Source organism: Gaoshiqia sediminis, assembly GCF_025907915.1.
Classification (GTDB): domain Bacteria; phylum Bacteroidota; class Bacteroidia; order Bacteroidales; family Prolixibacteraceae; genus Gaoshiqia; species Gaoshiqia sediminis.
This window is the reverse complement of record NZ_JAPAAF010000023.1, coordinates 1-25341: the sequence shown is the minus strand read 5'-3', so window position 1 is coordinate 25341 and position 25341 is coordinate 1. Positions and strand designations below refer to the sequence as shown.

The following is a 25341-nucleotide window of genomic DNA, read 5'->3' as shown; positions in this document are numbered from 1 at the left end:
GGGATGTCCTTCCGGTCCTGGAAAACTTAATCGATCAACTGATCGTTTACCACAACGTTTTTCAGGTTCAGCCCATCAAAAAGGTCCTTCTTCAGTTCACCGTTTTGGGCAGTGATCGTCACATTCTCGAAGGTGAAATTCTTCAGCAAATCATATTCCGACACGTCAATATCGGCAAAAATGTTGCATGTCAGGTCGATGTTGCGGAAAGTAACCTGATCGGACATCGACATGGGCGGAGTTTCGCGGCCCTGCAAATCGAAAAACTGACGCCATGGTTTGGCAAACAGTAAACGCTGTGCCTGCCCGGTCACGTTTTCAACCAGGATGTATTCGTACAACTGCGGAGTGTCCGGACGATTTTTCAGCCACAACACGCGCGAGGGGCCATTCACCGTGCTGTTTCGCAGGATGATGTTCCGGTTGTGGATGGCCTCGCTTCCGCAGGTAACTGCCGAGTGACAAAAACCAAATTCACAATTTTGGATGATGATATTCTTGTTGGAGCCGTTGGTTGGGTCGGTATCAGCCCAGGGGCCTTTTCCGCCTTTCAGGGCAATGGCGTCGTCGTTCACTTCCATATAGCAGCCGTTCACCAGCACATCGGTACATACATCAATGTCAATGGCATCAGTGCTGGGCGCCTTAACCGGTGCGGCGGGCGAGAAGATGTGCAGATCGAGTAGTTTTACCTGATTGCAGCGGTACAGGTGGGTTGTCCAGAAACCCGAGTTATGCAGGCTCACATCCTGCAACTGCACGTTGTTACTGTTCTGGATGAAAACCAGTCGTGGACGGGATACTTCCAGGTTGGTGCATTGGGGGTTTTCTTTACGGCGTTGCCAAAAAGCCTCCCAGTATTTCAGTCCGTTGCCGTCGATGGTCCCTTTTCCGGTGATGGTGAAACCATCCACGCCGTATGCATTAACCACGGCCGGGAAATAATCGATGCTGCGACCTTCCATCCGAGACGGTCCAAAGGGGAAATTGGCGATATCATCAGACCCCAGCAAAGTGCCGCCTTCACGAACATGCAGGTGGGTACCCGGTTTAAAAAACAGCGCTCCGGTGAGGAAACGTCCTTCCGGCACGATAATCACTCCTCCGCCTTGTTCGGCAACCCGGTCAATAGCTTGCTGAATGACTTCGGTGTTTAGCGTTAAGCCATCGCCAACTGCGCCAAATTCGGTAATCACGGCTTGAATGCTCAGTGTATCGGGATTAATTTTTGCAGTATCGCTAAACCAAGCTGGGATTTCAGTGCCATCAGGAAAGTATTCTACCACTTTTTTTTGGGCTGGTTTGCATGAAAATAATTGAAGCAGGATGGCGCTGGCCACCAAAACAAAAAATGTGTTTTTCATAGTCTTATCGGTCTATTGTAATCTCAGAAATTCTTAAGCCATTGTTCGAAACAGCAGCTTACAAAGCTCGGGATATTTCGCTTTTTTCAACCGGTAATTTTGTACGCGATCCCTGCGATAAATTGGTTTTTTTACCCGAAAGCAGTATCATTTTTCTTCGGTCAATTAAAAATTATATCAGCGGTTTGCGCAACCTGACCGGGGATTGAACGTCTGTTAACTTTCACGGGGAAAAAAAATTTCAACCAACCAGTTATTTGCAAAACATTTGGACGGATGACGAAGTAAATACAGTTGGCTGAACGAGTTTTTTCTTACAGGAAAGAATCCATTTTTTGATATCGTATGACCATGATCAGGAAATATTTTTCGGGACACGACGACCCCGGCGGCATTCGGGAGTTGTTCACTCTGGCTTTGCCAATGATCATTTCAACGGCTTGCGACGGGCTGATGACCTTTACCGACCGTTTGTTTTTGGCCAAAGTGGGCTCGGAGCAGATGAATGCTGCCATGAGCGGCGGGGTTACTTTACAGGTGCTTATTTTCTTTTTTGTGGGACTCACCGGCTATTCTACAGCGCTGGTTGCCCAGTTTTTCGGGGCGGGCGAAAAGCACAATGCGCCAAAAGCTGCCTTTCAGGCCATTCTTGTCACCCTGGCTGCCTGGCCTGTTATCATTTTACTGAAACCGTTGACATTCCTGTTTTTTGAGGTGATGAACATTCCGGAATCTCAGATCGGATATCAGGTCCAGTATCTCAATATTCTCGTTTGGGGAAGCCTTTTCGGCATGATGCGCTATACGCTGGGCTGCTATTTCACGGGCATCGGCAAAACCAGGATTGTGATGACGGCTACCATCGTCGCTTTGGTTGTTAACGTGCTGCTCGACTATGTCTTGATCTTCGGAAAACTCGGGCTGCCGCAGATGGGGATCCGCGGAGCTGCAATTGCTACCATTTCGGGGGCGTTCAGCGCCATGGCCATTCTCATTGCTGTTTACCTTGGCAAAACTAACCGGCGACAGTTCGCCGTCACGCGATCGTTTCGGTTCGAGCAATGGATCATGAAAAAATTGTTCTATTTCGGCACTCCGGCAGGCTTGGAAATGTTCCTGAATTTTCTGGCTTTCTCCATCATGATTTCCCTGTTCCACTCGCAGGGCGATGCCGTGGCCACTGCTTCCACCATCATGTTCAACTGGGATTTGATCTCTTTCATTCCACTCATTGGGATGGAAATTGCTGTGACCAGCCTGGTAGGCCGATACATGGGCGCCGGGCAGCCGGAAGTAGCCCAACATGCCGCTATATCGGCCATCAAAACCGGTATTTTCTATTCTGCTGTCATTTTGGTACTGTTTCTTTTTGTGCCCGAATCGTTGGTGCGGGTGTTCAGTCCGCAAGCGCCGGACCCGGTTTTCGAAGAAGCTGTTTCCATCGCGGTTTCGATGATCCGCATTGCCGCTCTTTATGTCCTGGCCGAAGCTGTGATGCTGGCCCTGATTGGCGCCTTGCGCGGGGCAGGCGATACGCATTTTACGATGGTTGCTTCGGTTACGGTTCACTGGATTACGCTGCCCATTCTTTATTTTGCATTGAATGTGTTTGGTTTCTCCGTACCATTTAGCTGGTTTTTGCTGGTTCTTTTTTTCCTGGTATTTTGTTGGGTGTTGGTCATCCGGTTCCGAAGCGGAAAATGGAAAAAGATCCGTATGCTTCATCCCGAAGTAACTTAATCCGGGTACAAGAATGTCCGTATCGGTAGATTTTGTTATTCTCGATTTTACCGACAGTCAACGATGATTTCTTTTTTCATAAATTGACGTATTATTCGTTTCTCTAATAAATGGTTCTTAACTGGCAAAAATTCCGAAATGAAAACACTTCGCATTCATTATTTTCAACATGTTCCTTTTGAAGGCCTGGGCTGTATCGGAGATTGGGTGAACAGGCAGGGGCATCAACTCGGTTGTACCCGTTTTTACGAAGGAGGGCTGCTTCCTCAGTTGGATGAGTTGGATTGGCTGATTGTGATGGGCGGCCCGATGGGTATTTACGACGAAGCCATTTATCCGTGGCTGTCCGGTGAAAAGGAATTCATCCGCCAGGCCATTGCAGCCAACAAAGTGGTGCTGGGCATTTGTCTGGGGGCGCAACTCATTGCAGATGCGTTGGATGCAAAAGTCGGGCCTGGAAATAACAAGGAAATCGGCTGGTTTCCGGTACGAAAAACAGCCGATGGGAACAAATCGGAATTATTGCACAACATGCCCGACCAGCTGCTTGCTTTCCATTGGCACGGCGACCAGTTCGATATTCCGGCCAATGGCCTGCGGTTGGCCGAGAGCGACGCCTGCCCCAACCAAATCCTGCAATACGGTGACCGGGTAATCGGCCTTCAGTTTCACTTCGAAGCCACCGAACAAACCATTCGCGCCATGCTGCATCATGTGGGTAGTGAGCTGAACGAATCCGGCCCTTTCATTCAACAGGAAGCGGATATTTTGAATGGTCTGAAGAACAGTAAATCCGGCAACCGGGTGATGTTTGGCTTGCTCGACCGCTTGAGTGAATTATAAATCAGAATCATTTCCTTCACCCTTGAGCAGAAAATTCGCAAACAACTGCTGACCGCAAGGTTTTCATGCTAATTTTAATCTTCGCTTGCCATTTAAAACAGTATTTTACTAAATTTGGGGTCAACTACTTAAACCAAACCAATTAAACTGACCATTATGCCGAACCGTGTTCGCAACTATTTCCAAAAGAGGATCTGGCTACTTCTAATTATCGGCTTTTCTTTTGGAATTATTGCCCTGATTGGGTTCAACCGATCAGTTGAATATACTTCCACAAACGATTTTTGCGCTTCCTGCCATGTCCACCCGCATGTATTCGATTCGTGGCAACTTTCCACCCACTACGACAATGCCTCGGGCATGCAGGTAAAATGTGTGGATTGCCACCTGCCACCCAAAGGAGAAGGTTACCTGAAAGAAAAAGTACGCCTGGGGGCCAAGGATATTTACGGCTTTTGGTTTAAAGACCACGAAAGCTTTAACTGGGAAGCCAAATCGACGGTAGAGCAGGCGCAACATTTTACGTACAAAGCTTCGTGCACGCATTGCCATGCCAATATATTTCCCCTTCAGCTTACCAAAGAAGGACAGGATGCCCACCTGTACTACACCCAACACGAGCACGAGCTGCATTGTATCAACTGTCACCTGGATGCGGGACATTACAACCCCAACGCCAAGCACGAAAGCAATGTGGGTTTTGGGAAGGGCGTGGAGGTTAACCGCGAAGTTTACACAGAACCCGCTGCCGTAAACAACCACGAATCTTTTTCGGAGAAAATACCCGGTACAACGGTTTCATTCAGCATGATTGCCATTCCCGGCGGAAGTTTCACCCTGGGCAGTCCGTCAGGTGAACCTTACCGGAAAGAAGACGAAGGCCCGCAACGGCAAGTGGAAATCAGTCCGTTTTTCATGGGCGAAGTGGAAGTGAGTTGGGACGAATACCTGGCATTTTACGCCCAAACCGGCGCCGAAGGACGAAGCACCGACACCGAAGGATCGCGCACTGAACTGGAGGTGGACGCCATTACCGGACCAACACCGCCTTACGGCCAGCCCGATCAAAACTGGGGGCTGGGACAACGTCCGGCTATCACCATGAGCCATGAGGCAGCCGAAACCTATTGCCGCTGGTTATCGAAAGTGACCGGCAAAACCTATCGTCTGCCAACCGAAGCCGAGTGGGAATACGCCTGCCGGGCCGGAACACAAACACCCTACTTCTTTGAAGGAAACCCAAAAGACTTTTCAACCGATAAGCTCTGGAACAAACTGTTTGGCGCCGATACCACCAACATCAATTCTTATGTGGTGTACGAGAAAAACAGCCTTGCCCGTACACAGTTGCCCTCGGCTGTGCGCCCCAATCCGTACGGCCTGAAAAATATGTTGGGCAACGTGGCTGAATTCTGCCAGGATTGGTACGCCCCGGATGCTTATCAGCAATTGACTGACGGCGTCCGCGACCCGAAAGGCCCGGCCAGCGGCAGCGAACATGTGGTACGCGGCGGCTCGTTTAAAAGCGGACCGGCCGAATTGCGCAGCGCTTCACGCGACTTCACCCGGACAACCGATTGGCTGAAAACCGACCCGCAAATGCCCAAAAGCAAATGGTGGTATTCCGATGTCAACACGGTTGGTTTCCGCGTAGTGTGCGAATTTGATGAACTTACAGGTAATAACTAATCTAAATCCATAAAAACATGAAAGAACAATCGAACCTGTCACGTAGAAGATTTTTGACCAATGCCGCCGCTGCCGGAGCTATCGGAATGATTGGCGCCAATGTGTTGGTTTCCTGTGCCGAAAAACAAAAAACCGTTGAATTGAACCTGCCCCCATTGCTGGACCAGGCGCCGGACGGAAAACCGCTGAAAGCCGGTGTGATTGGCTGTGGCGGGCGCGGTTCGGGCGCGGCCCTCGACTTCCTGAAAGCCGGCCCAAACCTTTCTATCCATGCGTTGGGCGATGTTTTCCGGGACCGTATTGACGACTGCCGCAATAAACTGAAAAATGAGGCTAACCAGGAAGTTGCCGATGAAAACATCTTCGTGGGTTTCGACGCCTTCCAAAAAGTGATCGATTCAGGCGTGGATGTGGTGATCCTGGCCACCCCACCCCATTTTCGTCCCGAACATTTCGAAGCTGCCGTGCAGGCCCGCAAACACGTGTTCATGGAAAAACCCGTAGCCGTTGACCCGGTAGGCATCCGTCAGGTGCTGGCCACTTCTAAAAAGGCCGACTCACTTGGGCTGAAAATCGTCACCGGTACCCAACGCCGTCACCAACGCGATTACATTGAAGTCTATAAACAAATTGCCAACGGCGCTATTGGCGATATCGTCGGCGCCAACTGCTACTGGAACCAGTCGAAACTGTGGCACCGCAACCCCAATGCCGACTGGAGCGAAATGGAATACATGATCCGCGACTGGGTTAACTGGCTTTGGCTGTCGGGTGATCACATCGTGGAGCAACACATCCACAATATCGATGTCATTCACTGGTTTACGGGCAAATACCCCACCCGCGCGGTTGGCTTTGGCTCGCGCCAGCGTCGCGTAACCGGCGACCAGTTCGACAATTTCAGCGTTGATTTTGTATTCGACAATGGCATGCACAATCACAGCATGTGCCGCCAGATTAACGGCTGTGCCAATAATGTTTCCGAGTTTGTGATGGGCACCAAGGGTTCGTCCAACTGCCAGAATACCATCTGGGATGCTGCGGGCGCCGAACTGTTCAAGTACCCGTACCCGCTGGATGCCAGCGGCCAGCCCGAACGGAACGTGACCATCAGCCCGTATGTGCAGGAACACATCGACCTGGTAACCTGCATCCGCCAAAACATCCCGGTAAACGAAGCCGAATCCACCGCCATGACCAACCTGGTGGCCATCATGGGACGCGTGTCGGCCTACACCGGCAAGGAAGTCACCCTGGATGAAATCATGAACTCCGATCTGAAATTGGGGCCATCTACCTATGTGATGGGCGATGTGGGCATCGTTGGCGTATCTCAGGTGCCGGTTGCCGGCGAAGCTGCCGATCCGAACGCTTAAACGTAAATTAACTGCTTCAACAGGAAAGTCTGCTCCACCCGGGGCGGACTTTTCTTTTTAGGCGAACGGAGGGCTTCATTCCAAGGGAACCCTCAGCTGTCAGCGATACATCATTTTCTCTTTAATCGATCGGTATCTCTGCTGGTATTGAATAGATGCACCTGAAATATATGCCTGTCCTGTATCTCGTAGAAGAGAATGGTCTGTTTGCTTAACACGGCCTTCCGTAGTGCCGTTTTATAATTGGAAACAGGAAAAAGCTTTGGATTTTTTTGGATAAAATCCAGTTGCTTTGAAAGAAGTGCTTTAAAGCGATCAATCTCTTTTTTACTCCATTCTTTTTCGAGGTAGCTAAGTATGGCTTCCAAATCAGCAATGGCATTCTGTGTCCAAAGGATCTTGTAATCAGAGGCCATACTTCTTTTTAATGTCTTCGTGTGCAGTTAATCTTCCCTCTTCAATATCTTTCAATCCTTGCTGGATGCTGTATTTCTGCTGCTCATCCAAATCATGCCACCAATCTTTCCCTAAAGTTGACGAATCCTTGACAATTTTCAGATAATCAATCGTATCCTTATCTTCCAATTTGGTCAGCCATTCTATTAATTCCAGTTTAAGTGCTTCGTGCCCCATATCCTTTTTTTACAAATTTAAGAAATCCGTTGTACTTTGAAGTGCAGGCTTCATTCTACGTGAAACCTTCAATAATAAATTTGCGGTATCCACGAAAAGATACTATTCTTCGCAAAAGCTTATCATAAATGACTTATCAATATGAAGTTTTTTCCTAATTTCACGCTTGTATAATTATTCACCTTCTGAGGAAAAGAACCGGATTGAAGACAAGATATCTAATGATAATTCACACGAATGCCTGTTAAAAACCTCGAATATTATTGTTTGAAATTCCTCAAGCTCCGTCGGGATTATAAAAATGGCGGTGCACCACACAAACCTGTTCTGTTGATTAGTCTGATTCAGGCTTATCAATCAAAATTATTTACCACGCGTAAAGTTAGTATCTTGCCTGAATTTGTTGGGCTTTACAAATCCAACTGGAAAACGTTGGTAAAAACGAATCATCAATGTCTTTTTACACTGCCTTTTTATCACATGAGTTCAGAGCCATTCTGGAATTTGGTTCCCAATATAGGTTGCGAGATCTGGGTAAAATCAAAAGGATCAATGAGAAGTTTTTCAAATTTGATGACGGCTGTTAAATATGCAGAAATAGATGGAGAGCTCAAAAATATATTCCTAAACAAAGAAGAATCGGATATTCTTATTCAGTATTTATTGGACACATATTTTCCGGAAACAAAAGTTGATTTCAAAGCTAATTTTGATAATAACTACCTGAGTGAAATTGAAAATGAGATTGTTAGTGATTCTTCGGAAATCTATCAGGAAAGGCTTGCTCAGCTTAGAAGAGAACTGGACAACGACGGTTTTCAGGAAGAAGTATTTATCCGGAGTAATATTTTTAAGAAGGAAGTACCCAAAATTTACAATTACACATGTTGTATTTCGGAAATGAGAATTGACGCCCTGGACAATATCTCAATGATTGATGCTTGCCACATCATTCCATTCTCAGAAAGCTACAATGACACGATTTCAAATGGTATCGCTTTGTGTCCTAATTTACACCGGGCATTTGATCGCGGGCTGATATCAATAGATGGCAATTACAGAGTCATTATGAAAACCAATTTCTCGGAACCTTTCCCTTCAACCTATAATATCAGACAGTTTGAAGGGAAAAAGATATTACTGCCTGATCATGTGAGGTGTTATCCCTCAATGGAATCTTTAACCTACCATCTTCGTAAATTTGGCTTTTAAATGCCTTTGTTGAGAAATTGAATTGCTTATAAAACCTGCTGTGATTTTAATCAGAACCACGTTAGGTTTTTCACACCCCTAACCAGAACAGCTTGTTCCGCGGTAAAAATCCCCGAAATGCCCGTCCATTTTGCAGCCCGCTCTGCTGTAGCTAAAAAATTTCTATATTTGTACTCTTTTTTAAAAATCAGGTCAAAACTGGAATCCGATGAGCGATAAATTCCGCGAATACAAGCAATTAGATCTTTCCCAAATCAACAAAGATGTGCTGAAACGCTGGGAAGAAGATGATACCTTTCACAAAAGTATTTCAACCCGGGAAGGAAACCCGACCTTCGTTTTTTACGAAGGGCCGCCTTCGGCCAACGGGATGCCGGGCATCCACCACGTGATGGCCCGCGCTATTAAGGACACGTTTTGCCGCTACAAAACCATGAAAGGTTTTCGCGTTCACCGCAAGGCCGGGTGGGACACGCACGGCTTGCCGGTTGAGCTGAGCGTGGAAAAGTCACTGGGAATCACCAAAGAAGATATTGGCTCCAAAATTACCGTCGAAGAATATAATGCCGCCTGTCGCCGCGAGGTGATGAAATACACCAAAGAATGGGAAGAACTGACCCGCCGCATGGGATACTGGGTGAACATGGACGATCCGTACATCACGTATGATAATCGGTACATCGAGTCGGTGTGGTGGTTGCTGAAACAGCTGTTTGACAAAGGCTTGCTGTACAAAGGCTACACCATTCAGCCGTATTCGCCTGCTGCCGGCACGGGACTGAGCTCGCACGAGCTGAACCAGCCGGGATGCTACCGCGAGGTAAAGGACACCACGGCCGTGGCCCAGTTTGCCGTCGTCCGCGACGAAAAGTCGGAGTTCCTGTACGAAGGCGTGGACAGCCCGCTGTATTTCCTGGCCTGGACCACCACTCCCTGGACTTTGCCGTCGAACACGGCACTTTGCGTTGGCCCCCGGATCACCTATGTGAAGGTGAAATCCTTTAACCCCTACACCGGCGAACCGATGACCGTGATCCTGGCCAAAGACCTGATGAGCGTTCATTTCAACCTGAACAATGCCGACCTTTCGTTGGACGAGTACCAGCCCGGCGATAAGAAAATCCCCTACCAGGTGTTGGCTGAATATACCGGTGAAGAATTGGCCGGGGTCAACTACGAGCAACTCATCAACTGGGTGAAGCCAAATGGCGATGCATTCCGCGTCATCACCGGCGACTTTGTAACCACCGAGGATGGTACCGGTATCGTGCACATCGCGCCAACCTTTGGCGCCGACGACGACCGCGTGGCCAAACAAAACGGCATTGCCCCGCTGTTGGTAACCGACAAGGAAGGCAAGCTGCAGCCGCTGGTTGACCGCAAAGGGCGCTTTTATCGGTTGGAAGACCTGGACCCGGCGTTTGTGGCTTCCAATGTGAATACCGATACCTACCGCGAATTCAGCGGACGTTATGTGAAAAACGAATACGACGAGCTGCTGGATGCATCCTATTCGACAGTGGATGTGGACATTGCGGTGATGCTGAAAAAAGAGAACAAGGCCTTCAAGGTTGAAAAGCACGAACACAGCTATCCGCACTGCTGGCGTACCGACAAACCGGTGCTTTACTATCCACTCGACAGCTGGTTCATCCGCACAACAGCCGTAAAAGATAAGCTGATTGCCCTGAACAATACCATCAACTGGAAACCGCAATCCACCGGAACCGGTCGCTTTGGCAACTGGCTCGAAAACCTGGTTGACTGGAACCTGAGCCGTTCACGCTTTTGGGGAACGCCGCTGCCGATCTGGCGTACCGAAGATGGCTCACAGACCAAATGCTTTGGCTCCGTTGAAGACTTGTATGCCGAAATTGAGAAGGCCGTAGCTGCCGGGGTGATGAGCAAAAATCCGTACGAAGGGTTTGTTCCGGGAGAATATGATAAAACGAATTACGAAAAAATAGATCTGCATCGTCCGTATGTGGACGACATTGTGCTGGTGGCCGACAACGGCGAAAAAATGTTCCGCGAGCCCGACCTGATTGATGTTTGGTTCGACTCGGGTGCCATGCCCTATGCGCAGAACCATTATCCGTTCGAGAACAAAGAGCGGTATCAACCAGCCGAAGGACGTGGTGTATTCCCGGCCGACTTTATCGCGGAAGGTGTGGACCAAACGCGTGGCTGGTTCTTCACCCTGCATGCCATTGCAACGATGATCGACGAATCGGTTGCTTTCCGAAACATTATCTCCAACGGTTTGGTGCTAGACAAAAACGGCAACAAAATGTCGAAGCGTCTGGGCAATGCCGTCGATCCGTTCGAAACCATCGAGCAATATGGTTCCGACCCGCTGCGCTGGTACATGCTCACCAACTCGCAACCTTGGGACAACCTGAAATTCGATGTGGCCGGCGTGGACGAAGTGCGCCGCAAATTCTTCGGAACGCTTTACAATACTTACAACTTCTTCGCGCTGTATGCCAATATCGACGGCTTCCGGTTTAAGGAAGCTGAAATCCCGGTGAGCGAACGCCCGGAACTGGATCGTTGGATCATCTCCCTGCTGAATTCGCTCATCAAGGAGGTGGGCGAAAGCCTCGAAACCTACGAGCCGACCCGCGCCGGACGTGCCATTTCCGAATTTGTAAACGAAAACCTGAGTAACTGGTTTGTTCGCCTGAGCAGGAAACGTTACTGGGGCGGCGAATACGATACCGACAAAATTTCGGCTTACCAAACGCTTTATACTTCTTTGGTAACCGTGGCCAAATTGTCGGCCCCGCTGGCGCCGTTTTATGCCGATTTGCTCTACACCGATCTGAATAAACTCACCGGAAAAGAAGCCGACCAAAGTGTACATTTGGCTGAATTCCCGATTGCTGACCAGTCACTGATAGACAAAGGCCTGGAGCAGAAAATGGACATTGCCCAGCGAGCTTCCTCGATGATCCTGGGCCTGCGCCGGAAGGAAAAGCTAAAAGTGCGCCAGCCGCTGGCAAAAATCATGGTCCCGGTACTGAACCCCCGTTTCCGCGAGCAGTTCGAGGCTGTTGAGAACATTATTCTTTCCGAAGTAAACGTGAAAGAGGTAGAATACCTGACCGACACGGCCGGCATCATCAAAAAGAAAATCAAGCCCAACTTTAAAACATTGGGCCCGAAATACGGCAAAATCATGAAGCAGATTGCCGCTTCGGTTTCCCAATTTAGCCAGACCGATATCTCAGAGTTGGAAAAAAGCGGTGGCTACACGCTGAATATCGACGATCAAACGGTGGCATTAACCACTGACGACGTGGAAATCACAACCGAAGACATTCCCGGATGGCTGGTTGCTACCGAAGGCGAAATGACCATTGCCCTGGACATTCATGTAACCGAAGAACTAAAACAGGAAGGCATTGCCCGCGAGTTCATCAATAAAATACAGAATATCCGCAAGGAAAGTAACTTTGAAGTCACCGATCGCGTTTCGTTGAAAATCGTGAAGCATGACTTTTACAATGAGGCCGTTACCCATTTCCGGGATTACATCAGCAGCCAAACGCTCGCGTATGATTTGATATTGGTTGACCGATTGGAAGACGGCCTGGGCACTGTGGTAGAAATTGACCAGGACATTGAAGCCTGCATTCTTGTTGAAAAGATGGGATAACTAAGCCGAAGGGTATGTTTAAAGAACTGTTCAAATTCAAATTTATTTTTATAATTTAGGAACCGAATGAAGCAAGCATTCTGAACCGCAATAACGAACTAAAATTTTTGGTTATGACAGAAAAAACCAGATATTCGGATGCTGAGTTGGCGGAGTTCAAGGCACTCATCCTGGAAAAGCTTGAAAAGGCGCAGAAAGACTATGAGATGTACAAGAATTCCATTACACACAGCGATGGGAATGATACCCAAGACACCTCGCCAACCTTTAAAGTGTTGGAGGAAGGTGCCGCAACGCTTTCAAAGGAAGAGGCCGGAAAACTGGCACAACGCCAGTTAAAATTTATCCAGCATTTGCAAGCTGCCTTGGTTCGTATCGAAAACAAAACCTACGGAATCTGTCGCGAAACCGGCAAATTGATTTCGAAAGAGCGTTTACGTGCGGTACCCCACGCCACCTTGAGCATCGATGCCAAGATGAATCAAAAGTAGAAGGACGAACGGATAAAAAATGATGATTGGAAGCGCGTTCTTCCAATCATTTTTTTATGAACAGATTTTAACCATGTCAAAACGGACCAAATCATTCATCCTGATTTTTCTGATCCTGTTAGCCGATCAGTTGCTAAAATTATGGATAAAAACCAATATGCACCTGGGTGAGGAATTTTCGGTAATAGGCAACTGGTTTTTAATCCATTTTGTTGAAAACAACGGAATGGCTTTCGGGATTGAGTTTGCCGGCGAATACGGCAAAATGTTCCTCAGCGTATTTCGGATCATTGCCGTTACCGGCATCGGCTGGTATTTACTGAAACTGTCGAAGCGCGAAGATATCCCCATGGGATTCGTAGCCTGCGTGGCGCTGATATTTGCCGGCGCCATGGGAAACATTATTGACAGCGCATTTTACGGACTGATTTTCAACGAGAGTTACGGCGAAATAGCACAACTCTTCCCTGATGGCGGAGGCTATGCAACTTTTTTACATGGCAAGGTGGTGGACATGTTTTATTTTCCGCTGATTTCGGGCCGTTATCCAGATTGGTTGCCGATCTGGGGGGGGCGCGATTTCCTGTTTTTCCGCCCCGTGTTCAATATTGCCGACTCGGCTATCACGATTGGTATTTTTAGCATCGTCATTTTCTATTGGCGCTTGTTTAACCGCCTGGACCAGCACGAAAATAAAAACGAAACAGAAGAAAATACTACTGCCGGATAAGCCTGAAATTCGCAGCACTCCTGAAATTTAACTTTTTGCTTGTGAAATTTCAGCTAATGTTGTAAACTTGCAATCCGAAAAACGGATAGTACGAAAAAGCAACCGCCGGTATTCAACATTTGGAGATTTCGCAAAATCAGAATACGGCAAAAAATATTTCAGGGCCTATAGCTCAGTTGGTTAGAGCACCTGACTCATAATCAGGGAGTCACTGGTTCAAGCCCAGTTGGGCCCACTTAATAATCAGAGAGTTACAGCAAATAAGTTGTAGCTCTCTTTTTTATTTGCACACAATTTGCACACAAAATTTTTAGGTGGAAGTGAGCAGTAAGATTGCATGGGGCACCTTAATTGAACGCTTAGGCACCCAACGAAGTGAAGACGATGAAAACGGACAAAAGGAAGCAGGATAAATAATGAATGGAAAAATTGAAAGTATTGATGTAGTATTCCAAAAAGTTTTAACCGAAACTTACGCAGGTTAAGTCTTTTTGAAATTGGCTCTGCGGTAGGGAATGAATCAACTTTTACATTCAATTCTGAAATGAATAGCTTATGCGGTAGTCTTTCGGTTGTTTCATCCCCAGGGCTTAAATTTCTAAATGGTCAGTTTATCTGCAGCCAAGTTCAGGAGTTGGTAAGAGGGGTAAATTGCTTCAATAGCTTTGGCACACTTTCCAAAAAATTATTCTAATAGTACCAACTCATTTCAAAAATTTCAAGGGTACGTGCATCCCACAAACGAGTAAGTAGGACGTATCATGTACCAGCCTCCTTCGTTATGCTTCGAATTAGTTCGTTCGCAATATTCGAACTTTCGAGCCGCATGATACTTTCTTCGGCGCTGCCAAAACTTAGCAGGTTTATGCTCCCGTACCACACAATTTTTTCGTCCATAACTGCAAATTTCTGATGGATATTTGATTTAAAGACAACGACTATTCCGGAACTTTTTAAAAAATTCAGTGCCGTCTTCCAGGCAATCAAATCTTTGTCTTTGAAATCCTCAGCAGGCCGGGTCAGTACAACCACTTTTACACCCTTTGCCAGTGCGATTTTAAGATTTTGCATCATCTGTAAGGTGCGCCGGATTGTCACAAACGGGCTTACGATCAGTATCTCTTTGGACGCATTGACGATATCATTAGAATATACCGGTAAAAAATTGGACTTATCAAAAATGATATCCGTGGATTCTGCTGCAAGATTTTCGCCTTTGGCCTTATAGCCAATAGACGCATATCCGGCAAGCCGTTTATTGTACATCCTTTCAAGCATTCGCACCCGAACATCTACGTAGTCATAAATCAGCACTTCCTTTTTCGTTTCAAACAATCGGTGAAGTCTCCCTGCATATTGTTGTAAAGTTCCTTTCCATGAAATGGGCATAGCCAGAAACAGGGTGTCAAGCCTTGGTTCATCAAAGCCTTCGCCAATATAGCGCCCCGTTGCAACTAAAGTCAGTGGTTTGTCTTCGGGGGTTTCTGAAATCCGGGCCATCGTTTCTCTGGTTTCCTTTGTCCCCATACCGCCCATGAGTGAGATTACATCCGGAATCCTCTGACTGAGTTCGTTGGCAATCGACTCAACGTGAGTTGTTCTTTCTGTCAGGACCAGGCAATTTCTGCCATTTTGGTGACATTGAATGACATCATCTACGATTAACTGATTTCTCATCTCATCTTCGATAATCCCGGCATACAGTTCATGAATTAGGATATCTTTCTCTTGCTTATCCAACGGTGTATTGAAAGAAGTGAATCTGGGTATGATAAAATGGTCGAAAGGCCTTTTCTCCGCTTGCTTTTTTGCGTCGTCCCGATAACGAATCGGTCCACACTGCATAAAAATAATTGGATGATGTCCATCCTTTCTGACCGGGGTAGCTGTTAACCCGTAAACATATTTGGCGCCCACATTTTTCAATATCATTTCAAAACTGAACGCAGAAACATGATGACACTCGTCAACGATCACCATGCCGTAATCTTTCACACAATCCTTTACCTCTCCTAGCCTGTTCAGGGATTGCATGACCGCAATATCAATGATGCCGTTCAATGCTTGCTTTCCTGCTCCCATCTGTCCGATAATGCTTTTATTTCTTCCTTTTTTTCCGGTTCCGTGATTAATTGGGATCGGCTCATTGATTATCAGAAAGGCTGAAAGCTTTTCTCTCCATTGGGATACAAGATTGACCTTATCAACGAAAATCAGCGTATTGACCTTTCTTTCGGCGATCAATTTTATTGCTGCAACTGTTTTCCCGAAAGCCGTTGTTCCGCACAGTATGCCATCATCATATTCCAACAATTTCTCAACAGCCAGCGGTTGTTCATCCCGCAGGCTCCCGTTAAACGCAACGTCGATCTTTCTGCCATGATTCGTTTTATCGGTCCACAAAACTTTCGTTTTCATTTCCTCAAACAGCATCTTTATGTCCGTTTCACATCCTCTTGGCAAGCACAGGTATTCAGCTGTTTCATCCGAGCAAGATATAATCCTTGGTTTATCAAAGGTCGGCAAGCGCATAGCCTGGGCTTTGTAGAATTCAGGATTCTTGAAAGCAGCCAGACGTTTCAGGTGATTTAATGCTTTTTGCGAAAAATCTGCCTTTGGGATAAACAACATATTGGCTTTTACGACTTCGGTTTTTCCAGGAAAATCATTTTTACTGATCTCGGTCGTTTTTATGGTTTCCCAGGGTTTGGACGCTTCTTCATCGTCTGTTTTCAAGGTCCCAAGCTCATTTCCCGGGCACAACTTTGATATCAATTCTTCCAGATTCTTTTCGGAAAGCCTTGAAAGGGATGCCAGGAAAGCCCACTGATCTTCAATCGGGTGAAAATGCTCATCAATGAAGACACTGTTGTTATCTTTTCTTGCTTCCTTTTGCAAGGGCAAAGCAATCAAATTACCGAAACCACCTTTTGGCATGTTGTCCTGGTTTGGGAAAAAACGGTCATAAGATTTAAATGTGATCTCGTGCCGCTGGCTCATGGCATGAGTTAGCAATGCACTTCCAAATTTCCTGGCCAAAGAAGCCGGTACAGGGTATTCAAAGAAAAACCATGCATGGGCCCCATTCCCTGATCGCGACCTTTCAATTCCAACAGGAATTTCGAATAACGAGCATACTTCGCTGAGAGTCGTTACGTCTTTTTGCCATCCTTCATCGTCAAAATCAATTGCCAAAAACCAGCAGGTTTCATTTGAAAGCAAAGGATAAATTCCGGCAACCAGGTTATTTCTGCCACGCAAATGCGCATCAACGGCCATTTCACTCAAAGGGAGAAAATCTTTATGTTTGCAAGCCGAGCATTTTATTTTAGGCTTCTGACAAATACCCGGTTTCCATTCGTTTCCGCAGGCAGGCGAATACCCGGCAATCCCTTTTGCTTTATTTTCCCATCTTCTGGCATACACATCATCCCTTCCCCTGAACAACGACATAAAGAGCTGAATCTTTTCGCTGGAACCAGACCCTTTATTTATAGCTTCAGCAGATGTTGAAGAATTAATTTTCACTTGCTGATCAAATAATTCCAGCTCCGGTGCAGGGAGATATCCTGAAACTGTGTTGCCTGAATCTTGTGATTCTTCCCAACCTATAGTCAGACCGGGCTGAGCTTTCAGCCTTTTTATTTCTTCTTTTAAGCGATTGTTTTCAAGAAGTAACTGCTGGTATTTGTTTTGCAACGCTTTATAATCCATATCCGATGGGAATCATTCATCTTTCGGCATTATAAACCCTATGAGATTGGCAGTTTAAATTTCATCGTCACTTCCCCTGTTTCCTTGTTCACTTGGATGGTTTGGTTTTCCATGCCCATTTCTTTTCCAGTGGCCATTTTAAACAGGCCTGACAAGAACTGCATCCCGCTGTTCATTACGGTTTCTAATTCTTTGGACTGAATACTATAAGTTGATCCATTGTTGCCAGCAGAGACTTCGGGCAATTCTTCCTGTTGTTCGGTATCATCGCCTGAAAAATCGATTTCATTTGCCGCAAGTTTTTCAGTTTCAGGAATGGATTCCTCCTGAAACAATTCAGCGCCCAAATCTTCATCCGGTCTTTTTCGTTCGGTTTCACTGACAAACTCTTCCAACTGCTGGATAAACTGGGAGCGGCCTTTCGTACTGAAATCGACGAAGTTGGTGCGGGCATCGCTGCCGAGTACCCCGTCGAACAGGCTTTGTTTTACAAGCAATCCTGAGGCAATTTGTTGTTCAATTGAATTGCGGGAAATAAAATTAAAGACTGTGAGTTTGTTACTTTTCTGTCCAATCCTGTCAATGCGCCCAATGCGCTGGTTCTTTTTGGCCGGGTTCCAGGGAAGCTCGAAGTTGATCAGTGTGTCGGCGATTTGCAGGTTGAGCCCTGACCCGCCTGCTTCGGTGGACAAAAACACTTTGTACTGCGGGTTCGACTCAAATTTCCGGATCAGTTCTCCACGTGATGGGACAGGGATGGACCCGTTCAGTTCCACGAACCCGATGTTGTTATCGCGCAACAGCTTTCCAATCAGTTTATGCACCTTCACCCATTCCGAAAAGATAATGATCTTCATGTTCTTGTTTGGAACGTCAAGCTCGCCAAGCAAAATATGCCTGAGTTCTTCCAGCTTGGGCGATTCGTTGGTTTTTTCGTCAATCAGGTATGAAGAGTCACAAACCATCCGCATATTGGTCAGTAGTAGTTGCATCCGCTTTAGATCGTACGGGGTGAGGAACTTCTTTCGAATGATCTGTGCCAGCCCTTTGGCATAGGAAGCGTGATAGTCAGCCTGTAAAGGCGACAATTCTACCGGGACATTGATCTGGCGGAGGTTGGGCAACTGGTCAATTACCTTTCTTTTTTCGCGTCTGATCAGAACTTCTTCCAGCCGCTTGTTTAGTTTTTGCAGGTTGTAATAGCCGTTTATCTTGTTGTGCTTATCGGGATCAAACAGGCAGTGCTGGTACGAAAATTCCCACAACGGTCCGAAAAACTCAGGGTCGAGGATGCCCATAATAGAAAAGATGTCGATCAGCTTGTTTTCGATAGGAGTGCCGGTAATGGCCAGTTTATGCTTGGCTTCGATGCGCTTCAGAGAAGAAGCCGTTTGCGTTTCATAGTTTTTTGCCCGTTGCGCCTCGTCTAGTACCAGAAAATCGATGCCTGCATTGTTGATGGCAACCTGGTCGCGCAGCACGGTTTCATAATTGATTATGAAGAAGAAATACCGTCCGTCTTTGTATTGCTGCTCCCGCTCGTCTGGTGTTCCCGAAACAACCAGGGCTTTTTCGTCCGAAAATTTTTCCACTTCTTTTTTCCATTGTTCTTTCAGCGAAGCCGGGCAAACCACCAGTGTTTTGGTAAACCCGAAGATTTCCTTTTTCAGGATAGCAGTCCCTATTGCCTGGATCGTTTTTCCAAGCCCCATTTCGTCGGCAATAATGGCTGTTTTCCTGAATAGTGCGAACCGGATGCCTTCTTTTTGATAATCATATAAATCCGCTTTTATTTTACTGAAATCAGGGGCGATGGTTTCCTGAAGGTCTTCAAGCGCTTTCTTCTCAAAAGCAGCCTCAATCTTTTCTGACACTTCCGGGCGGATACAAATGCGTGGGCTTTGCGCCGCTTCATCCATAAAATTCAGCAAACCGGTAATTTTATCGTCTTCAATAAAACTGTTTTTTTTAAAGTAGCGGGAGATCAGGAGGTGTTCTTCAACGGGCAACTTTCCAGGGTAATACCAGCTTATTTTGTAATGATTCAAGGGGTCGCAATAAATTTCGATGAATGGGAAGGTCTTGTCTAATTTATCGAAAAGCTCTTTATTTTCTTTTAATGCATCAAAGGCAAACATGATGTGCTTAGAAGTCCCCAATTTGTTCAGGCGCGAATCCATGCTATTGCTGTATCCGGTTTCGCTTTCAAAATCACGTAAAAAAATTTTATACCCGATTCCCTTTTCGTTGGTCAAAAGGTGGTCGCCGTAAATATTATCTGCCCACTGAATGCGGTACGCAGCTTTTTCGGCTTTCTGCTGCCGTTCTTTCAGCACCCGTTTGATCATTCCTTCACGGGTGTATTTTTTATGCTCCAGCCGTTCTTTGGCATCCAGCAGGTGCATCTCACTTTCAACCTGTAACAGGCAGGCATACGAGCTTTTGTCCCATCCGGCCCCATTGTTACCAATTTTGGGAACAATTATTCCTGATTCTTCTATGTCCAAGGTAATTTCATCCACTTTATTTTTTGATTCCTGACTCACAATTAGCTCGTAACGCGAAGCCGACTGCGACAAAACCTGGCACTGTCCATTGTTAAAAATGATTTCGCCCAAAGCCAGTTCTTGCTTGTTAAGCAGATTGGCCAATTTCAGTTTTTGTTGAAAGATGATTTTATGAATTTCCATATGGACTTTTTAAACAAATTGAAGATTTCTATTTTCCCAAAGATAATTCTAAATTGAATTAGACGGGAAGAAGATAAGTGATTTAAACCTTAAATGCACCAGCCATCAGTATTTGTTCGCTGCGAGGGATACCTATTTGATTAGCTATTCTTTGCCAACCGGATACAGATGATTTTACCTCATCAAGAATGGTGTCCATTTCTTTTTCGCTTAGCCGGAAAAAAAGACCTACGCTTTTGGCAAGCTCAATATCAAGCAAATTGTTATCCATGTCGATATTCAAGGCAAGTCCGTCTTTGTCAATTGACGGGTTAACATCATACGCCGGGGACAAACGCCAGCCTTCATTGGTAAGAATAAAACCATGATTCCGAAGGTGATCATCCGTATTGGATATCAATATATTGAAAATGATTCTTCTCCAAAGCTGCTTCAAATCTTCATCCACATGCGTTCCTGAGAATTGGATAAACTCTACAATATCCAGATATGAAGGAGTTTCGTCCCGGATGAGCTCTTCGTTTCTGCCGGTCATGGTCATGGCTGATGCGAAATGGATCCGCTCCTGCATATCCCTGTCAAATCGTTTCGTAAAAAACGTATCATATTTCCCGGCAATACGCTCGAGCCTTGATTCCGCCATATCGATACCGGCGTTAATCGCAAGCAGGTAGGCGAGGTATTCCCATGCACCTTTATTGATCGTATCATTCTTCGAAGGAAATTTGGCAATCCACGGATGACCATCCATGTCGAGAATATTAGCTTTCGGCCTGGCCCCGCCAAGGGAAGAACCGGGAGCCATCAGCATAGCAAGCCATTTTTTAATTTCGATGGTGTCTGAATCAGACTCTACCAGTTCGGCACTATACTGCAATTCCCTGACACTTGTCCAGGGAGGCGTTGGCGATATCGGATCATTGTCCAGGAATTCTCCGTCTGGTTCTCTTTTAAATCGCAATGCTCCCATTCGGCACAAATCATGTACACCCAGCAAAAAATCGATATCATATAATACCGGAACAGGCCTGTCTTCTTCCTTGGCGTAGATTGCTGCGCGTCTTTTCATCAGCGTTCGGCCCCATGTATCAGGCATCGAATCCAAAAATACGCCAAAGTTCTCCTTTCCGTTCGGGTATTGCTGTCCGCTGTACCACGCAATGTCGGGATCGAGCAGCATTTGCTCCCTGGAGTTAAGCCAGTCAGCATTATACGAAAAGCTGAACGCTTTCCGGCCTTTTGCCTGCTGTGCCGATAATATTCCAATACATTTGGGAGATTTCATGCCTTTCCAATCCGCATATACCCATATATCTGTTTTGTCTGCCATGATCTATTTCCCGATTAGTTTTAAATCCTGCAATTTCCGGCCAAACTCATCATCGGCTGCCAACTTCAGGAAGTCGTCCTGGAGGCCCAGTACCCGGAGAACATTAAAATATGCACCCAGTGCAACACTGGGGTTCCCCTTTTCAATGTGATAGAGCGTGGAACGGTTAATACCGGCCCGCTCTGCAACCTGTATGGTGCTTAGATTCCGTCTTTTCCTGGCCAGCTTAATATTCTCACCCAATTGTTCCAATATCTTTTGAAACTTCGGAAGCAAAGTTTGTTTTTTTGTTTTCATATTTGTTGCTTATTATCGACAATGATAATTAAAATGTGCTAAATAAACAACAGCTCTAACTGATTGTCCTACTTTTCCTTCTCTTCTAAAAGGTCGTTGCCTTTTCCTCATCTTTGTTTCTTTCATGTTCTTCAACTTTCTTCCTAATTTCTCTAATCAACTCTTTATCCTTGTTGTAGTGAAACATATCTTCCAAATTGGAAAGCTCCTCAGCGTTAATCCCACCAATCATTTTGATATAACGGTACTTGAGATCATTATCGCTCACGCGCGTTTGTTTATTTCTTTGATAAATATTCCCGATCAGCGAAACAGTAAACAAGAGGAAAAGGAAGACGAAAGCGATGATCACATTTCTTGATTTTAGTTTAAGCTGGCGCTTGTGGCGGGCGATTCGCTCGTTTTCCTGGTCTTTTAAAGTTGAAAGAATGCTTTCAAACCCTAAACGAATTTGATCTTCTGACTCTTGAATCGATGTTGAGATCCCATTGAGCTTTTGATTCAGGACCGATAGATTACGCGATGTTTGCAGGAAAGCCTTTTCAATGGCAATCTTTATGCTTGTAAGGTCTGCTTTGGTGGCAGCATCTTCCAGCTTTTGGTGCTGATCGTTGATTTTCCGGTCAATGGTTTTCAGTAGGGTGTTGACCTCTTCGAATAGGACCGCTACAACATTTACATTCTTTCTCATTTTTACCTCCTTATCCCTCTTTTTCTTTTGAGTTTTGGCACAGCATCTTGTTTTGTCCGGTTTTCGTTTTCAGCAGGGTGTTTCCCCATCTGATGGAATAAGCTTTTGAGAATATTTCCTGCGACCAGGTGATCCGGAATGTGATAACAGACTTTCGTTTTTTGGTAAACTTGCTCAGAAATATTCCGTTTGAGCTGAAAAGTGATTTTTGAAAAACTGAATTGTCGATCAACTTTCGATCCATTGAATGAATAGCCGTTTTTATCGAAAACAACTCCCTGTATTTCGTTAGTTTTCCCTTTGAATTTGAACGTCACGCCAATGCCCTGTTCTTTTAGCCCTGCAATAATTTGATCCCAGTTGTGGCATGTTGGAAGGATTGCTTTCAGCGATTCGTAGATTTCATATTTGGTTTTATCCGGCTCCCGCAGGCGATACGCTTTTACTTTCTCTTTTCCCCGGGCAAAATATAAACCATGCTTTTGGGTCAGTTCTTTACAGATTTTTCCGCTCCGGTATCGGTCGTTTCGGTCAGAGATTGTTTTCCCATCATTATCCACCCGGTTAAAAACCAGGTGCACGTGCGGATGCTCCTTGTCAAAGTGACGGCAAAGAATGTACTGCGTATTGGAAATTCCCATCAAGTTCATGTATTCCTGTGAGATTTTCACCATCAGGCTGTTGTTCAGTTTTCCCAGATCCTGCGCAGAAAAATCAAGCGAAATATGACCAACCGGTTTTTTTATCCGGGCGTTCATTTCAGATTGAAAAACAAAACTGTCAATGATCGAACCGGCGTTTTTAAGGCGCACTCCCTGGCTGTCCAAAATCTCCGCGCCTTTGGATTGATCCAGGACGTAGTTCACAACGCCCCGGAATCCCTGTCCTTTAACAATCTTAGCCATCATGACGGATTTGATTCAATAGGTTGTCAATCTTGCCGGCCAGGTACAGATACTCAAGCCGGGTGTCGGAATATCCCGCAGCGTTTGCTTTGCGGGCAACCTGGTTTAAGTTGTTGGCCATTCCCGATAGTTTCCGGATGTGACCATGCAATTCAGGGGAAAGCCGCTGTTTCACGTAACCTCTTCTGATGAGCTGACGGATGCATTCGCTGAAACCAACATCAGCCTCCCTGGCTTTTGCCTTGAGCGTGTAATAGTCGATCGTTCCCATTTTTACGTTAATGTGATAGGCCATTTTTTCACCCAATCGTTTGACCGGTCGGCCATTTTTGTTTTTCATTTTGCTATCTGATTTTTGTTCGAGACCAGCGGGATAACACAAGGGTTTTGGTATTACCAAAACATAAACTTGCTACCCCTGAAAAAAGAACCTTTTCTTACAGCCTAAACCCCCTGCCTTTTTTCATTTGCCGGACTTGGTTTTTACCGCATAAATAATCATTGATGTCTTTGTATGCAGCATACCTTACTGACCTGTCATCGACAGAAAAGCATGATGATTTGATTACCTGAATCGCTTTTCGTCCGCTTTCATCGTTGTCCAGATAAGCAAAGATATTTCTGTGCCCTGCCAGAAAAGCCAGTGACTTCTGAACATTCGCCACTGAGTTAAGCACTGTAACATCGTACTGCGTCTTTTCGATTTTTTGTAGCGTTAAATAGGAAAGAAAGTCCCAAAAGCCTTCAAATACCAAACAGTTGTCATGGCCATTCTTCACAGTCGTAATATCTTTTGGCGGAATGCAGCCTTTAAAATTTGAGGGACTGGACAGTTCGTATCCACCCTTGTCGTTTCCAAAACCGATCGAGAAATAGACGTTGTCCTTGACCTGGTAGTGAACTTCCCTGCAATACAGGTTTGCCAGGGACAAGTCAATTTTTCGTGTGCTTATCCAGGCTGCTAGTTTGGGATGGGAAATGGTGCAAATGTTTCGAATGGTCATTGCCGGATTCCTGTTTTTTGGTGTAGCAGGTATAGAATCCCGGTGAAAAGAAAAAGAATTCAGGCCGACACCCTCAATGTCCTTCTCCAGTTTGGCTGCAGCCTCATGAAAAGCGCAGTTCTCCAGTTTCATCACCAGATCGATGATTGAACCGCCTTCCCGGGTGCCGAAGTCATACCAAAGGTTTTGGCGGTAATCCACCTTGAAGCTTGTATTGTGGTCGTCACGGAACGGACTAAAATACATTCCGTAGTAAGCAAACTCTTTTTTGGGAAGAACCCCCATATTCTGAAGATAACCCTTGATACTTATTTGTTTTATTTCAGAGAGTGCCATGCGTGTCAAATTTTTGTTGTTTTGTTGTGGATGACGGTTAACCTGCATTATTTCAGTGTAATATAGACTCAACAAAAGCACAACAAATGATAGCGGTGTTGTAGCCCGGCCACAACAAGCAGGATTTTGTTGTGTATTTGTTGTGTGATTGTTGAGGTGTGCATCTGTCCTAATTTCAATTGTTTAATAGCTAAACTCAACATTACAACAGGGTTTTGTTCAGATCGGTGATTGCAACTTCCATATAGCGTCCTTTTCTTTTCACCGGAACAAGTTCCCCATCGGTACCGATATGGTAAAAATTATATTCGCCGTTTTTCTCAGACGTGAGTCCCCAATTGTCTTTGAGTATGTTCCGGATCACAGTAATGTCGGCCCGGAACCCGCATTCCCGCAATACTTCCAGCAGGTCCTTCGGGCAACAGCGCATTTTGTCCTTTTGCAGTCCCTCCATCACATCACGGCAATAAGTCGCCATTTCCATTTCAAGCTTATTTGTATTGTATTTTTTGATTTTATGCAGTGCAGGAGTTTCGAGAACAGATGGATTGAACCACATTCGGGATTCATTTTTTGCAGCGAGTTTTCTGTGAAGAAGAAAATGCAGGAAATGAGGAATCTCTTTGGCCATTAAT

At 45.8% G+C, this 25341-nt stretch carries 20 protein-coding genes and 1 tRNA gene; 9 read left to right on the top strand and 12 right to left on the bottom strand.

The window, feature by feature from the left end:
• Positions 1 to 26: 26 nt before the first annotated feature.
• Positions 27 to 1364, bottom strand: a complete 1338-nt coding sequence (locus N2K84_RS13965; protein WP_282592437.1) for a rhamnogalacturonidase — start codon at positions 1362 to 1364, stop codon at positions 27 to 29.
• 351 nt (positions 1365 to 1715) lie between these two features.
• Here N2K84_RS13965 and N2K84_RS13960 point away from each other — a divergent pair, with 351 nt between their 5' ends.
• The 4 genes from N2K84_RS13960 (at position 1716) to N2K84_RS13945 (ending at position 7012) form a co-directional block, all read left to right on the top strand.
• Complete coding sequence (locus N2K84_RS13960) at positions 1716 to 3104, top strand: MATE family efflux transporter (protein WP_282592436.1); 1389 nt, start codon at positions 1716 to 1718, stop codon at positions 3102 to 3104.
• 138 nt (positions 3105 to 3242) lie between these two features.
• The gene (locus N2K84_RS13955; RefSeq protein WP_282592435.1) at positions 3243 to 3947 is read left to right on the top strand and encodes a type 1 glutamine amidotransferase; all 705 of its coding nucleotides are present in this window, start codon (positions 3243 to 3245) and stop codon (positions 3945 to 3947) included.
• A 156-nt stretch (positions 3948 to 4103) separates the two neighbouring features.
• Complete coding sequence (locus N2K84_RS13950; protein WP_282592434.1) at positions 4104 to 5636, top strand: SUMF1/EgtB/PvdO family nonheme iron enzyme; 1533 nt, start codon at positions 4104 to 4106, stop codon at positions 5634 to 5636.
• A 17-nt stretch (positions 5637 to 5653) separates the two neighbouring features.
• A complete protein-coding gene (locus tag N2K84_RS13945) occupies positions 5654 to 7012 on the top strand; it encodes a Gfo/Idh/MocA family protein (protein ID WP_282592433.1) in 1359 nt (452 codons plus the stop codon).
• A gap of 110 nt (positions 7013 to 7122) precedes the next feature.
• Here the strand turns inward: N2K84_RS13945 and N2K84_RS20545 are convergent, their stop codons facing one another.
• Positions 7123 to 7428, bottom strand: a complete 306-nt coding sequence (locus N2K84_RS20545; protein WP_428221992.1) for a type II toxin-antitoxin system RelE/ParE family toxin — start codon at positions 7426 to 7428, stop codon at positions 7123 to 7125.
• A complete protein-coding gene (locus tag N2K84_RS13940; RefSeq protein ID WP_282592432.1) occupies positions 7418 to 7645 on the bottom strand; it encodes a hypothetical protein in 228 nt (75 codons plus the stop codon). Before N2K84_RS13940 ends, N2K84_RS20545 begins: the two co-directional genes overlap by 11 nt.
• 237 nt (positions 7646 to 7882) lie before the next feature.
• Here N2K84_RS13940 and N2K84_RS13935 point away from each other — a divergent pair, with 237 nt between their 5' ends.
• From N2K84_RS13935 to N2K84_RS13915, 5 genes are all read left to right on the top strand, one after another.
• Entirely contained in the window at positions 7883 to 8857 is a 975-nt protein-coding gene (locus N2K84_RS13935) for an HNH endonuclease (RefSeq protein ID WP_282592431.1), read from the top strand.
• Between the two features lie 208 nt (positions 8858 to 9065).
• Complete coding sequence (gene ileS / locus N2K84_RS13930; protein ID WP_282592430.1) at positions 9066 to 12518, top strand: isoleucine--tRNA ligase; 3453 nt, start codon at positions 9066 to 9068, stop codon at positions 12516 to 12518.
• Positions 12519 to 12631: 113 nt separating this feature from the next.
• On the top strand, positions 12632 to 13009 hold the full coding sequence (locus tag N2K84_RS13925; protein ID WP_282592429.1) for a TraR/DksA family transcriptional regulator: 378 nt from the start codon (positions 12632 to 12634) through the stop codon (positions 13007 to 13009).
• Positions 13010 to 13082: 73 nt separating this feature from the next.
• The gene (locus N2K84_RS13920; protein ID WP_282592428.1) at positions 13083 to 13739 is read left to right on the top strand and encodes a lipoprotein signal peptidase; all 657 of its coding nucleotides are present in this window, start codon (positions 13083 to 13085) and stop codon (positions 13737 to 13739) included.
• Positions 13740 to 13900: 161 nt separating this feature from the next.
• Positions 13901 to 13974, top strand: a tRNA-Ile gene (locus tag N2K84_RS13915).
• A 524-nt stretch (positions 13975 to 14498) separates the two neighbouring features.
• On the opposite strand, the gene N2K84_RS13910 is transcribed toward N2K84_RS13915, so the two are convergent.
• The 9 genes from N2K84_RS13910 to N2K84_RS13870 form a co-directional block, all read right to left on the bottom strand.
• On the bottom strand, positions 14499 to 17453 hold the full coding sequence (locus tag N2K84_RS13910; protein ID WP_282592427.1) for a TOTE conflict system archaeo-eukaryotic primase domain-containing protein: 2955 nt from the start codon (positions 17451 to 17453) through the stop codon (positions 14499 to 14501).
• A gap of 38 nt (positions 17454 to 17491) precedes the next feature.
• The gene (locus N2K84_RS13905; RefSeq protein ID WP_282592426.1) at positions 17492 to 20143 is read right to left on the bottom strand and encodes a DEAD/DEAH box helicase; all 2652 of its coding nucleotides are present in this window, start codon (positions 20141 to 20143) and stop codon (positions 17492 to 17494) included.
• Positions 20144 to 20225: 82 nt separating this feature from the next.
• Positions 20226 to 21473, bottom strand: coding sequence for a type II toxin-antitoxin system HipA family toxin (locus tag N2K84_RS13900; RefSeq protein WP_282592425.1), 1248 nt, complete (start codon positions 21471 to 21473; stop codon positions 20226 to 20228).
• Between the two features lie 3 nt (positions 21474 to 21476).
• Positions 21477 to 21770 (bottom strand): helix-turn-helix domain-containing protein, encoded by a 294-nt coding sequence (locus N2K84_RS13895; protein ID WP_282592424.1) that lies wholly within the window; start codon positions 21768 to 21770, stop codon positions 21477 to 21479.
• 85 nt (positions 21771 to 21855) lie between these two features.
• The gene (locus tag N2K84_RS13890; RefSeq protein ID WP_282592423.1) at positions 21856 to 22461 is read right to left on the bottom strand and encodes a hypothetical protein; all 606 of its coding nucleotides are present in this window, start codon (positions 22459 to 22461) and stop codon (positions 21856 to 21858) included.
• A gap of 2 nt (positions 22462 to 22463) precedes the next feature.
• Complete coding sequence (locus tag N2K84_RS13885; RefSeq protein WP_282592422.1) at positions 22464 to 23369, bottom strand: relaxase/mobilization nuclease domain-containing protein; 906 nt, start codon at positions 23367 to 23369, stop codon at positions 22464 to 22466.
• The gene (locus N2K84_RS13880; protein ID WP_282592421.1) at positions 23359 to 23706 is read right to left on the bottom strand and encodes a MobC family plasmid mobilization relaxosome protein; all 348 of its coding nucleotides are present in this window, start codon (positions 23704 to 23706) and stop codon (positions 23359 to 23361) included. The genes N2K84_RS13885 and N2K84_RS13880 overlap by 11 nt, the downstream gene beginning before the upstream one ends.
• A 97-nt stretch (positions 23707 to 23803) precedes the next feature.
• A complete protein-coding gene (locus N2K84_RS13875) occupies positions 23804 to 24706 on the bottom strand; it encodes a toprim domain-containing protein (protein WP_282592420.1) in 903 nt (300 codons plus the stop codon).
• Positions 24707 to 24908: 202 nt separating this feature from the next.
• The coding region (locus tag N2K84_RS13870; RefSeq protein ID WP_428221991.1) for a hypothetical protein at positions 24909 to 25341 on the bottom strand (433 nt) is incomplete at its 5' end.